Genomic DNA, 12,985 nt, shown 5'->3' on the forward strand with positions numbered 1-12,985 from the left:
TCCTTATGTTATTCACTGACCAACGGCCAGGTTTTCAAGGTGACTGCCGTTGTTATCAGCGGCTGCGAAAGCGTGTTAGCCTGGATCTCCACCCGTAATACCAGGCCGCTGTGTTTATCCCCCATGATCAGCATTGGCGAAATCTGGTAGTACAGCCGCTCTGCAAGGTGAAAATGGGGATCGGGGGTAAAAAGTTGGGCGCTGAAGTGGGTTTCATGGTGTGTCTGCACCACCGGGATCTGCGCGAACACGTCGATCAGCGTCTCGGCAGCCAATTCGGGAAACGCTGCGCTCAGCGTCACCAGCGTTGCCGGGGATTGCACCAACAGCTGAAATAACAACGCATCCAGGAATCCCCAAGTCTGAGTGATATCATAAACCTCTCCTGGAAACCGGCGGGCCAGTGTCATCACTTCAGCCGCCGTCAGCGAGTGTTCCTTCACGCCAGCACTTGATGGCAAAAGTGGGGCCGAAGTCAACGTACTGCTAAAACAGCGTTCCTGCGTGGTACTGTCCAGCAGTGCACCGGTCACCGAGCTTCCCTTGCTGGCTATCTGCAACTGATATGACGTCTGGCACAGCACTGGCTGGCGCAAACGTGCGCGGAAGATACAGCCATCCTGATCCGGCGCTGTAGCCAACAGGGCTGTGCTCAGGTGGCGTTTCATATCCAGCATCGCACGCATCCCATGCACGCTCAGTTGCGCCACACCGATTTTGTGCGCCTGTTGCAGGTCAAAATGGATCGGATTGTAATCGCCAGAAAATGCTGCCCAGGCTTCAGCATCTTGCACGGTGTAAGTGAGATCCATACTCATGCCAGCCCAATCACCAAGGCCGCATTGGCTCCGCCAAATCCAAAGCTCAGATTCAGCGTGTTTTGTAACGCTGCGGAGCGATGCCCCTCACCGATGTAATCCAGATCGCATTGTGGATCGGCATTCGTCAGGTGGCAGGTCGCGGGCATCATCTGATGTTGCATGGCTTGCAGGCAAATAATGGATTCAAAGCTGCCCGCCGCCGCAATAAGATGCCCGGAATAAGATTTGGTGCTGGAAAGCGGTGTGCTAAAAGCGGCTTCACCGAAGGCCAGTTTGATGGCCTGTGTTTCATTCAGATCGTTGAGCGGCGTCGAGGTGCCATGCGCATTGATATAGTCGATATCAGCCGCCGCCAATCCCGCCTGATCCAATGCTCGCGCGATAGTCCTGACCCGGGCAAGCTTGTCTTCGGCTGGGGCAGTAAAATCGACGGCATCGGAATAATTACCATAGCCTTTGATCTCGCCAAGGATAGTTGCCCCGCGAGCCAGCGCGGCTTCTCGTTCTTCCAGGCACAAAACGGCCGCCCCTTCTGACAGCACAAAGCCGTTGCGATCCAGGCTGAACGGGCAGCAGGCCTTGCGGATATCTTCCTGCTCGCTCGCCAACGCTCGAAGGATATCGATGTTCCACACTGCGGCATCGGTACGCAGCGACTCCCCGGCCCCGGCAAGCATCATGGAGGCGCGACCACTGCGGATCACCTCAAAAGCATCACCGATGGCGATCGTCCCGGTCGCACAGGCCGCAATCGGGCTGTTTTGATAACCGCGCAGGCCCCAGAACAGGCTGCACGCCGCCGTAGCCGCATTCGGCATCGACAGGAAACAGCCAAAAGGTGACCCCAATCCCGTGCGCAGATAGCCTTCATAATTCATATGAGTTTCATCCTGCCCCGCCCAGCCGCTGCCCATAATCGTGCCGCACTCCAGCAGATCGTAATAGGCCGCCGGGCTGTCGCCCTGAAACGCCATGCCCATCGCCTCACGGGCCGCGGCCAACACCAGCCGGGCAAAACGCGGCAGGCGACGACGGATCGCAGCAGGAACCCCTTTCAAGCTTGGCTCCTCGTCGATCAGCCCCAGAAAACGCGACTGGATCCCCACGCTGGATTTATCGTAATAACGGTAACCTAGCTGATAATCCATGATCGCTGCCCAGCTTTGCGCTGCATTCATTCCCAGCGGCGTCACCGCCCCGTAACCGGTGACCACCACTCGGCGCGGCATTAAACCTTTATTCATGATTTCTCCTTTCCCTGTCATCTTCTTTTGCCACACCACCGCCCAGTGCCAGCCAGAGTTTCATGGTGGCATTGAGGTAGCTGTACTGCAGATCCGCCAGATTATTTTCAATGGTCAGCAGGGCATCTTCTGCATCCAGCAGAGTCTGGAAAGAAACGGCTCCCGCCTGGTATTGGCTAGTCGCCAGCGCTAAACGCTGCTGGCCTAGCTGCAGATTCTGCTGCTGGTTTTTCCTTTGCTGCTGATAGCCAAGCCGCTGCGTCATGGCGTTATCCACATCGGACAAGGCACTGTAGACCGTGCGACGAAACACAATCGCCGCTTGCTTGACATCCAGATCCGACTTTTCGATGGTGAGTTGTACGGTGTTCCATTCCACAAACGGTAAGGCAGCGTTAGCGCCCAATGTTCTGGCCGGGTTGCTGAACCACTGCTGGAAAACATTACTGGCAGCCCCGAGTGACGCACTCAGCGAAAGCGTCGGATAAAAACTCAGGCGAGCCACATCCGACCCCGCCAACGCCGCGCGCAGCTGGCTTTCCGCCGCTTTCACATCCGGGCGGCGGGCGATAACCTCAACCGGCAGCATCTTGGCTATCGGTACATCCTGGTGGGTGTCCAGAGAAGATCGCTCTACCTGACGATCGGTGGGCGAGCGGTTGAACAGGATGGCCAACGCGTTGCGGGCCTCCTCGCGCTGTTGTTGCAACAGACGCAGCCGGTTTTCACGCTCAATCACCGATTGCTGCGCCTGCAATACATCAAGTTGCCCAGCCGCGCCTGCTGCGAAGCGGGACTGCACCATGTCGAGCGTCTGCTTACTGATTGCCAGCCCGGTCTGCTGCTGCGTGATCTGCTGATTGAAGCTGGCGATCTGCCAGTAATAGCGCGCGGTATCACCGATCAATATCAACGCGGTGTTTTGCCGATCCTGCTCCGAGGCCTCAACCTGCCACTGAGCCTGCTCTCTGGCCCGCGCCAGCTTGCCCCACAAATCCAATTCATAGCTCAGATCCAGCGAGGTGCGGTAAGACTCCGTCGGGGTGGTATTGCTGCGCAGATTTTTTTCATTGCTTGCACCGCCGCTAGCCGCCACGTCCGGTGTCAGGTTGGTATCCGTTAACCCCGCCGCCAGCCGCGCCTGCTGTAGCTGCAATCCGGCAATCGCCAGATCGTTGTTACTGGTCAGCACCCGACCAATCAGTGTCGAGAGTTGTGGATCGTCAAAGCTGTCCCACCAGCGTTGGCTGTGCTGTAAATAACCTGCCCCGCTCTCCTGCTGCCGCCATTCGGAGGGCACAGAAAGCATGGGCTGCTGATAGTCGCTTTTGACTAATGAGCCACATCCCGTGAGCAATAAAGGGAATAACAGTGTCCAGGAAAGTTTGCCCATCATCATTCGCGTGCCAGCGCCTCCGTAGGGTGAAGACGCGCTGCATTTCGCGCAGGGAAAAAGCCAAACCCCAGGCCGATCAGCGCCGAGAACCCGCAGGCCAGCACCATCGGTGGCCAGGTAAAGATCATGGAAAACTCCTGCGTTACCCAGGAGAAAATCACCCCGGCCAGCCCGGCACCAATAATGCCAATCAGCCCACCCAGCGAGCAGATCACCATCGCTTCGATCAGGAACTGGCGCATAATATCCGCAGGGCGCGCCCCAACCGACAGGCGGATGCCGATCTCATGGGTTCGTTCAGTCACCGATACCAGCATGATATTCATCACGCCAACGCCCCCCACCAGCAGGGAAATTCCGGCGATGGCGGTGATTAGCAGCGTCATGGAATCCGACGCCTTACGGATGGCCTGCGTCATCTGGTCATTGGTCTGGGTGAAAAAGTCACGCTGGCCGTGCGCCTGTTCCAGTAGCCTTTCTACCCGGCCTTGCACCTCGTTCAGTGAAATGCCGTCGTTGACCCGTAAGGTTATCGACTCGATCGGCATATCGCCGGACATCCGCTCCAGCAGCGCGGTGTAAGGCATCCACGCCCCAAGCATCATGCCGCTGAACTTGCCGCCTTTACGCTCGGCAATACCGATCACCCGGTAAGGCGTACCCGCCAACTGGATGATCTCCCCCTCGGGCACCTCATCCGGTTCAAACAGCGTGGCGCGCAGTTCTGGATCGATGATCACCACCGGTTCACGCTCGTCCAGATCGCGTCGGGTAAAGCCGTTGCCGGAGAGGAAATGCAGGCCCTGCACGCGAAAATACGCGTTGCTGATGCCGGAAATCGACACCATGGCCTGCTTGCCTCCACGTACCGCTTTTACCGTATTGCTGACCACTGGTGATACGCTATCGACATAAGGTTGCTCCGCCAGCAGTTCGACATCGGACACCGTGAGCGCCCGCGCAAAATCGGGACGGAGATTATCCCAGCCTAGTCCTGGCCGTATCTCCAGCGTACTGGTGCCCAGCTGGCTGATTTCATTCAGAATACTTTGCCTAGCCCCTTCCCCGACCGCCATGGATGACACCACCGAAGAGATACCGATGATGATACCCAGCATCGATAGAAAGGCCCGGGCGCGGTGCCCCAACAAAGCCCGCCAGGCCATCTTGACGGCCTCTTTCACACTTTGCCAAAACCGTGTACGGCCAGTAGCCACAGCAACCGGCAGCGCTGGCGGGGTCTCCAACGGCGCGACGGCATAGTTGGCCTGGTCGGAAATAATCTCACCGTCGCTGATTTCAATGATGCGCTGCGCCTGATTGGCGATATCACGATCGTGGGTCACGATAATCAGAGTGTGTCCTGCCTGGTGCAGTGCGTGCAGGATCCCCATTAGCTCCTGGCCACTGGCACGATCGAGCGCTCCCGTCGGTTCGTCAGCCAGAATGATTTCCGCCCCGTTCATCAGTGCCCGGGCGATACTGACCCGCTGTTGCTGCCCACCAGAAAGTTGAGCCGGTTTGTAATGGATACGCTGCTGCAACCCAAGCCGGGTCAGTAAATACTCGGCCCGTTGCTGACGCTCAGCCGTCGGCATCGCCGTATACAGAGCCGGAATGGCGACGTTTTCAGCGGCGCTGAGGTACGGCATCAGATGATAGCGCTGGAAAATAAACCCAATGTACTGGCTGCGTAATTGAGCCAACTGTTCGCTACTGGCCTCTGGGGTGGAAATTCCCTTGATGGACATCTCCCCCTGCGTCGGCTTATCCAGGCAGCCGATAATATTCATCAGCGTGGATTTCCCCGATCCGGAAGCGCCAATGATCGCCACCATTTCTCCCCGCTGAATAGTGAGTGAGATAGATTTCAACACCGCTACCGTCTGCAATCCGGACACGAAATGTCGGGAGACGCCACTCAGGGCGATCAAAGGATCACTATGTTCAGCCATGATGATCGCTTCCCGGCACCGAGGAGCTCAGCACCACGCGATCTCCCTCGTTGAGCCCTTCTTTGACTTCGGCAAACTGCCGGTCATTAAGCCCAATACGGACCCAGCGTAGCTCAAGCTGCTTGCCATTCATCACCTGCACCTGATAGCGGTCAGCATCCCGCTGTGCGCCAAAGGCGGCAACCGGCACACGCAGGATATTCCTGGCCTGTTCGGTGATGATAAACACCTGAGCAGTCATTGAGGTTCGTAGCAAACGCTGGGCGTTGGCGATCACAAATACGCCGTTGTAATACACCGCAGAGGCTTGTTGGCTGGAGGAAGTCGCAAGGTTGTCGTCCAGCAAGGCCTCCCCAGGCGCATCCTGGATCGAGCCCATCACACTCTCATAGCGCTTTTTCGGATCGGCAACCACGTAAAACCACAGTGGCTGCCCAACGCGAACCTTGAGGATGTCCGTTTCTGATATGCGGGTATGCACTGACATGGTGTCGACATCCGCCAATACCAAAATAGTGGGTACGGTTTGAGAAGAGACAATGGTTTGCCCTTCTTTGGTGACAATCCCCAACACTTCACCATCTATCGGCGCGACAATTCGGGTAAAGCCCAGGTTGGCACGGGCCGTTTCCAGCTCCATCTGCGCCTGAACGATTTGGGCATCATTCACCTTTAGCTGGGCGACCTGCGTCTGGAGCTGGGCCTGGGCTTTCTGCAACTCACTCTTTATGCCGGAACCTTCGCGATCCATTCTGCGCTGCCGGGTCAGTTCCTGCTGATACTGTTTGAGCATCGCCTGAGTGACCTGTTTCTGCGCCTGAGCGCTTTGTAATGCCGCTTCCGATTTCCGCAGCGCATTCTGCTGCAACGTGGGATCAATTTCTGCCAACAGTTGCCCGCGAGTGACGCGATCCCCCTGTTTCACATACAGCTTTTGCAGTTGCCCGTTGACCTGCGCCCCGACGCTGACTTGCAGCAACGGTTTAAGTACCCCGGTAGCCAGCACCGTTTTCTCAATATCACCGCGGGTAATTTCGGCAGTATTGAGGGCGCCATCTGATGTTGGCGTCATGGCATACCAGACAACCGCACCGCTCACTGCGGCCAATGCCAGCACAGCCATCAGCAGCTTCGTCCCTGTCATTTTAATCTTCATGAGTATGCTGCCGCTGTCAGGTCTGGTTGCGGTGCGAACAGGGTATCAACCTGCTTCATTCTCCCATTGTCCATGCGATAAACCCGATCAAACATCGACAGCACGCTTTCGCTGTGTGTCACGGTGATCAGCGTTTTGTGCTGTTCACGACAATGGGCCAGCAAGGTCATCATCACCTGATGCGCCGTATTTTCATCCAGGTTGGCCGTCGGTTCATCCAGCACCAGCACCGGGCAGTTACTGTACATTGCCCGTGCCAATAACAGGCGTTGGCGCTGTCCCAGGGACAATCCGGCATGGCTTTCACGGATCAGGGCATTAAGGCCACCCGGCAGTTTTTCTACTACCGAGTGCAGATTCAGCCCCTCAAGGGAACGCTTAATCCGCTGGTGTTGGTGCTCATCCACGTTCTCATCAAACAACGTGATGTTCTCTAGCACCGAGGCATTGAACAGAATATCTTCCTGACTTTGCAGGAAGAACAAGGTGTGTATCTGCCGATAATCGACCGGCTGACCATCGACCACCACCTCACCTTGCTGTGGAGCCATCAGGCCGGTCATCACTTTCAGTAATGTGCTTTTGCCCGTCCCCGACTCACCGACAATGGCAATCCGTTGGCCGGGTTGCAGCGATATCGACAAATCATGCAGCACCGGCAGCTGTGCATCGTAGGCAAAGACAATATGGCGAAAACTCAACCGAGCGCTGAACTGCGGGAGCGTCTTGGGAGCAACTTCATGCTCTGACCTGGAAGGAAACAGATCCCGCGCACGGGTATCGATGACGTGCAGCTGGTTCTTCTGCAAAATGGCGTAGAATATTTTGGTGATATACGAGGTGAAAATCTCCCGCACAAAACTGTAGGCGAAAAACTCCCCCAGCGTCAGGACACCCTTTTTCAACAATGGCAACGCCAGCAGCATGAAAAACACCATCTCCAGGCTGCCGATCAGCTGATACAGGCTGCTTTTGACCTGCTCATAGATCCTCTGCTGCTGTTGGCAGGTAAACAGAGAGAGCGCGTAGCGGGCAAACACGCTTTTGCGCTGGCTATCCAGCCCGGCGGATTTGATGGTGGAAAAACCCTGAATGCTTTCCAGAATAAAGTCGCTTTGCTCCGCCGTTTTTACCTGCAACTGCTGGGTATAATAGCGATCGCGGTAGATGGCCCAGATGCTGATCAATCCCATTAGCGTAACGCCAACGCCAGAGACCATCGCCAGCAGCGGGCTCATGTAACACATGACGCCTAACGCGATAGCGCCGATAATCCAATCGGTACGCAGGCCGTTATCCAGCTCGATCTTGATGCCGGACGCCAACTGCCAGTTGGAAAAGCGGCTGAACACGTCGCCCGGTGCACGTTTGGCAAAGAAGTTGAGCGAATTACTGAGTAACCGCGAGAAACCGGCTACGCTGTTGACCACCACAAAACGTTTGATAAACCGCTCCGTGACCCAACGCACGGCGAAGGCCAGTAGGGTAGAAACAAAAAATGCCAGCAGGAAATAGAAATACGGAAAGTCGGCGTCACCCGCCGAGGAGTAAACCTGATTGATGGCGCTGCCCACCATCGTCGGCATGATGAACAGGGTTAAGGAAATCAGAAAGGCCAGCACCATCAGCCGATAGATACCCGGCATCCTGGCAGTCTCTTTCAGGCTCATGCACTCCAAGGCTTTGAAACCCGTACCGCGCTTTTTATCCGCCTTTGCCTGGGAAGCGGGTGGGCTTTCACTGTCCAGCACCAGCGCGTAGCCGCTGATTTCCAATTTTAATGCATCGATGGGCAACAGCTGCTGACCTATCGCCGGGTTCATCACGCAAACATAGTTGCCCTGGCGGTACGCCAACAGCACATAGTGGCTGGCACCATAGTGTAAAATGGCAGGCAGCGGCAGCTCCGCCAGCTCACCATGATCGAAAATCACCGGGTAAGCGGGTATGGCCAGCTCAGAGAGAATGGTACATAACGTGGTCAACGAGGTGCCGTGCTGCGACGCAGGATAGCGTTCACGCAAGTTCTCCAGCGGGGCATCGATGCCCTGCGTCTGCGCCAGCATGGCGATGCAGGCCAACCCACATTCATTGGTTTCACCTTGAAAAACCTGCGTCGGGATTATCTTTTCCATGATCTGACTTCTTCAATTTCCAGATTATTCATTGATAAAAAATAACGAATGCGCGTGCCATAACAGCCAGTCTTCAGGATGCCGGGCTATCGACGTTTCAATGATTTCCGGCAGCCTGGCTTTCAGGCTGCGAGCCTGCACCGGCGGCTCGATATGGATTTTTAGTTCCTGGTCGTAATACAGGTAATAAAAAACCACCTGTGCCGATAACGCACGGGCAATACGTATCACTCCGCTGTGCAAATTGGCTGGGCGATCGAAAAGCCGACAAGGTAGTTTTGCCGTTGCTGCTGTATTGGTATTGACGGTGTAATCGGGGGTGATATCAGGGAAGATCATGATGTTCCGCCGATGATCCGCTGCCTCCATGATCGCCGCCATCAGGTTGCCGGCAATTTCTCGGCTATCGTCATGGATAGAACAATATGAAAGATTGACCTTCCCTAGCTGGCGGACTTTTTCCTGATAGATTTCCACACTGCTGGAAACGATCACCGTTGCCTGACCTGGGAAAGCCGCTCCCCCAACCATTCCAGCCAACACATCGGAAACCATATGCAACGGAGCCAGCACCACCGGCGAACCGGCTTGATGCAAAGGCTCCACCACGGCATTCAACTGCGCTTTACAACGCTCCATCTGAGCCTGTATCTGTGGGTTTTGCCCATAGGTAGCAGCCAGATCCAATAGCCGCCGGCGATAGCTCAAGCCAGCAAAGTCCAATTTACGGCTATCACCAAGCAAGCACTGCTTATTGGCGGCGGCCACAAAAGCACGCCTGCGCTCCCCTCGGTCGCCTAGCCGAAACCTTCTGCCCCACGCCGCCAGCACAAGAAACCAACGATAATCACCGTGCTGCAATAGCCAACAGGCGACACTTCTCTGTGCTTTGCGCAAGGGCGCCATACTACGCATCAGCGTTGCCAGGCTATTTCGCCATGCCAGATAGGCCCACACAGCAAAGAAACGCATTAGGGCTCCAGCGGTTTGTCATGCTGTAACAACGACAGCAAGTGGTCAGCAAACTCGGGGAACTCACGATCCTGCAATGCCAGCCATTTCCTGTTGACGATAAAGCTCGGTGTGGCGTCGATGTTGTAATAGCGGGTGACATCGGTCATATAGCTCAGCAAAGCTTTAACCTGCGGGGTCTGGCTAACACGGGTGTACTCCGCGAGATCGATGTTTTGTTCCTGAAGCCAGATATCACGACTTTTAGGGTTACTCAGATCGATCTTGTCACGGATAATCGCGTCGTAGGCGCTCTGACGGTGCAGCGGTTCAATGCCCATCACCGTTAACGTCGCAAACAATGAGGAAAAGCTGGCCAAACCATTCATCTGCTCATTATTGATATGCAAACGGATCAACTTGCTCCCGGCAGGCATCCGCGCTTCCAGCTTATCTATGTTTTCTTCATTCAGGGCGCAGTAATGGCAACCATAAGAGAAGAGTTCGATAAGGGTATTGCCTTCTTCGATCGGACTATTGTTAACATTGTTATTATCGAAAGCGACCAGGCTTTGCTGTTCGTCATTGGTGTTCAATACAAAATAGTGAAAATAGGCTGTCGTCATGAGTGATGAAACAATAATAACCACTAACGTATACAGCGTAATAAACAGAGGGGTTCTGAACATGAAAAACGCGTCCTAAAAGTGCCAGGCAATTAGCTTTATCGTTGCAAAACAGGCTGACACGAAAAAATCGCATCAGCACTGAAATAAACGCTGAATAATGATCCATGCTTACCCGCCCTTACTGGACACAGGCTTGAGCGTGACTCGGGCTCAATAACCATCTTTTCAAGGGTAGTAAGGACAGGGACAACTGGACACCGTTACTCAGTATTACTTCTCAATGATACCGCAATTGGCCAAAGCGGTAAGCTTAGAGTCCTGGCTGATGACTTTACCGGTTTTATCGGTGCAGGTCGTTACCATATTGCACTTGAAACCAGAGGCGACATATTTGGTAGAACAGGTTTTGCAGGTACCACCGACGATTGAGTTTGCTTGAGAAACAGTAAGCTTTTTCACAACATAATCCTTATATAGTGAGTATAAATCAGCCTTGGAATTATCTATCTCGATAGAAAAAAACCATGCTTAGTATAAAGGCACAATAAACTATGCCTTTATTAAAGCATGCTGACTTTTATTATTTACCATCCTGTATTTTCGGCAAGAATAGCCGAACAACTAACTCAGATCAATAAATTTGTGGCTAATACGCAGAGCGAGAAAATATAAGTATAAGTGGTCGCAACCTTCCGTTATTTCGATATTTAGTAATAGGAATAAGCCAAGATGAACGACTCAAAATTTATGCAATATTAAGTGCGATTCAGATAAATCCGGCGAGTTTATTACCACAATTTCACTATGGGTATGGAGTTGCAGTTAAAAGAACGCAGGCCAAGTGATCACAATCAGGGGCAGTAAGCGGAAAGGGAAACGGCATGAAGAGAGGATTCAGAGTAAAGCTGGAGATGTCTCTTGACCAGAAGATCCGATCAAGAGACAAACAGACAAAGAAACGCGCTAGGCTTGGCTAAGCTTAAGCACCAATCTTGGCCCAGGTATCACGCAGGCCTACGGTGCGGTTAAACACCAAGCGATCGGCCGTAGAATAGCGGCTGTCGGCGCAGAAATAGCCTTCACGCTCAAACTGGTAGGCTTTCTCCGGCTGGGCAGCCGCCAGGCTTGGCTCGACAAAGCCTTGCTTGATAATCAGCGATTCCGGGTTGATGGTGGCGAGGAAGTCCTCAGCCGCCGCCGGGTTAGCCACGCTGAACAGACGATCGTACAGGCGAATTTCTGCCGGTAAGGCGTGTGCCGCAGACACCCAGTGGATCACGCCTTTCACCTTGCGGCCATCGGCAGGATCTTTGCTCAGCGTATCTGGATCGTAGGTGCAGAAAATGGTGGTAATTTCACCCTCTGCATCCTTCTCTACGCGCTCAGCCTTGATCACATACGCATTACGCAGGCGCACTTCTTTGCCCAGCACCAGGCGTTTGTACTGCTTGTTGGCTTCTTCACGGAAGTCTGCACGATCGATATACACTTCGCGGCTGAATGGCACTTCACGGCTGCCCATTTCCGGCTGATTCGGGTGGTTAGGCATGGTCACCATTTCCACGTCTTGCGACATGTTCTCGATGATCACCTTCACCGGATCCAGCACGGCCATGGCGCGCGGTGCGTGCTCATTCAGATCGTCACGAATACAGGACTCCAGCGCCATCATCTCGACGTTATTGTCCTGTTTGGTGACGCCGATACGCTGGCAGAACTCGCGAATGGAGGCGGCCGTATAGCCACGACGACGCAGGCCGGAAACGGTTGGCATACGTGGGTCATCCCAACCTTCAACGATCTTCTCGGTCACCAGCTGGCTCAGCTTGCGCTTGGACATGATGGCGTATTCGAGATTCAGGCGTGAGAACTCGTACTGACGCGGATGGCAAGGGATGGTGATGTTATCCAGCACCCAATCGTACAGACGGCGGTTATCCTGGAACTCCAGAGTACACAGCGAATGGGTGATCCCTTCCAGCGCATCGGAAATGCAGTGGGTGAAATCGTACATCGGGTAGATGCACCATTTGTTGCCGGTCTGATGGTGTTCCGCAAACTTGATGCGGTAGATCACCGGATCGCGCATCACGATAAACGGCGAGGCCATATCGATTTTGGCGCGCAGGCAAGCGGTGCCTTCGGCAAACTCGCCGTTACGCATCTTCTCAAACAGCGCCAGGTTCTCTTCAACCGTGCGGGTACGGTATGGGCTGTCTTTGCCCGGAGCCGTCAACGAGCCACGATATTCACGGATCTGCTCGGGAGAAAGCTCGTCAACATAAGCCAGGCCTTTGTTGATCAGCTCAACCGCATACTGGTGCAGTTGATCGAAATAGTCCGAGGAATAACGAACGTCGCCGCTCCAGGTAAAGCCTAACCACTCCACATCGTGCTTGATGGAGTCGACAAATTCGATGTCTTCTTTTACCGGGTTGGTGTCATCGAAGCGCAGGTTACATTGGCCCTGATAATCCTTGGCGATACCAAAGTTCAGGCAAATGGACTTGGCATGGCCGATATGCAGATAGCCATTAGGCTCCGGTGGGAAACGTGTATGAACCGACGTATGCTTCCCTGATGCCAGATCTTCATCAATGATCTGACGGATAAAATTGGTTGGGCGGGCTTCTGCCTCACTCATGTCACTATTCCTCAAATGCAAAGCGCTACACATATAACCTTCTATGTTCCAATA

The 12,985-nt window shown here is 54.3% G+C and carries 10 protein-coding genes; all 10 read right to left on the reverse strand.

All coding sequences use genetic code 11. The annotated features are described in order from the left end of the window. Positions 1 to 8: 8 nt before the first annotated feature. The 10 genes from N6G83_RS23915 to glnS all read right to left on the reverse strand — a co-directional run bounded on the left by N6G83_RS23915 (position 9) and on the right by glnS (position 12,931). Positions 9 to 818, reverse strand: a complete 810-nt coding sequence (locus N6G83_RS23915; protein ID WP_312847378.1) for a MaoC/PaaZ C-terminal domain-containing protein — start codon at positions 816 to 818, stop codon at positions 9 to 11. Continuing rightward, positions 815 to 2,065, reverse strand: coding sequence for a beta-ketoacyl-[acyl-carrier-protein] synthase family protein (locus N6G83_RS23920; RefSeq protein ID WP_211135502.1), 1,251 nt, complete (start codon positions 2,063 to 2,065; stop codon positions 815 to 817). The genes N6G83_RS23915 and N6G83_RS23920 overlap by 4 nt, the downstream gene beginning before the upstream one ends. Beyond that, positions 2,058 to 3,461 carry an efflux transporter outer membrane subunit gene (locus tag N6G83_RS23925; protein ID WP_211135508.1) on the reverse strand — a complete coding sequence of 468 codons (1,404 nt, stop codon included), beginning with the start codon at positions 3,459 to 3,461 and terminating at the stop codon, positions 2,058 to 2,060. Before N6G83_RS23925 ends, N6G83_RS23920 begins: the two co-directional genes overlap by 8 nt. Beyond that, positions 3,461 to 5,416, reverse strand: a complete 1,956-nt coding sequence (locus tag N6G83_RS23930) for an ABC transporter permease (RefSeq protein ID WP_211135503.1) — start codon at positions 5,414 to 5,416, stop codon at positions 3,461 to 3,463. The genes N6G83_RS23925 and N6G83_RS23930 overlap by 1 nt, the downstream gene beginning before the upstream one ends. After that, positions 5,409 to 6,560: an efflux RND transporter periplasmic adaptor subunit gene (locus N6G83_RS23935; RefSeq protein WP_409529722.1), complete on the reverse strand. Its 1,152-nt coding sequence runs from the start codon at positions 6,558 to 6,560 to the stop codon at positions 5,409 to 5,411. The genes N6G83_RS23930 and N6G83_RS23935 overlap by 8 nt, the downstream gene beginning before the upstream one ends. Positions 6,561 to 6,568: 8 nt before the next feature. After that, a complete protein-coding gene (locus N6G83_RS23940) occupies positions 6,569 to 8,707 on the reverse strand; it encodes a peptidase domain-containing ABC transporter (protein ID WP_211135505.1) in 2,139 nt (712 codons plus the stop codon). 24 nt (positions 8,708 to 8,731) lie between these two features. Continuing rightward, positions 8,732 to 9,679: an ABC transporter gene (locus N6G83_RS23945; RefSeq protein WP_260524033.1), complete on the reverse strand. Its 948-nt coding sequence runs from the start codon at positions 9,677 to 9,679 to the stop codon at positions 8,732 to 8,734. After that, complete coding sequence (locus N6G83_RS23950) at positions 9,679 to 10,347, reverse strand: thioredoxin domain-containing protein (protein WP_024529310.1); 669 nt, start codon at positions 10,345 to 10,347, stop codon at positions 9,679 to 9,681. The genes N6G83_RS23945 and N6G83_RS23950 overlap by 1 nt, the downstream gene beginning before the upstream one ends. A 210-nt stretch (positions 10,348 to 10,557) precedes the next feature. Beyond that, the gene (locus tag N6G83_RS23955; protein WP_211135958.1) at positions 10,558 to 10,746 is read right to left on the reverse strand and encodes a DUF4762 family protein; all 189 of its coding nucleotides are present in this window, start codon (positions 10,744 to 10,746) and stop codon (positions 10,558 to 10,560) included. Positions 10,747 to 11,266: 520 nt separating this feature from the next. Beyond that, positions 11,267 to 12,931 carry a glutamine--tRNA ligase gene (gene glnS / locus N6G83_RS23960; protein WP_071682275.1) on the reverse strand — a complete coding sequence of 555 codons (1,665 nt, stop codon included), beginning with the start codon at positions 12,929 to 12,931 and terminating at the stop codon, positions 11,267 to 11,269. Positions 12,932 to 12,985 lie beyond the last annotated feature (54 nt).

This window comes from Serratia sp. PL7, from assembly GCF_945957435.1.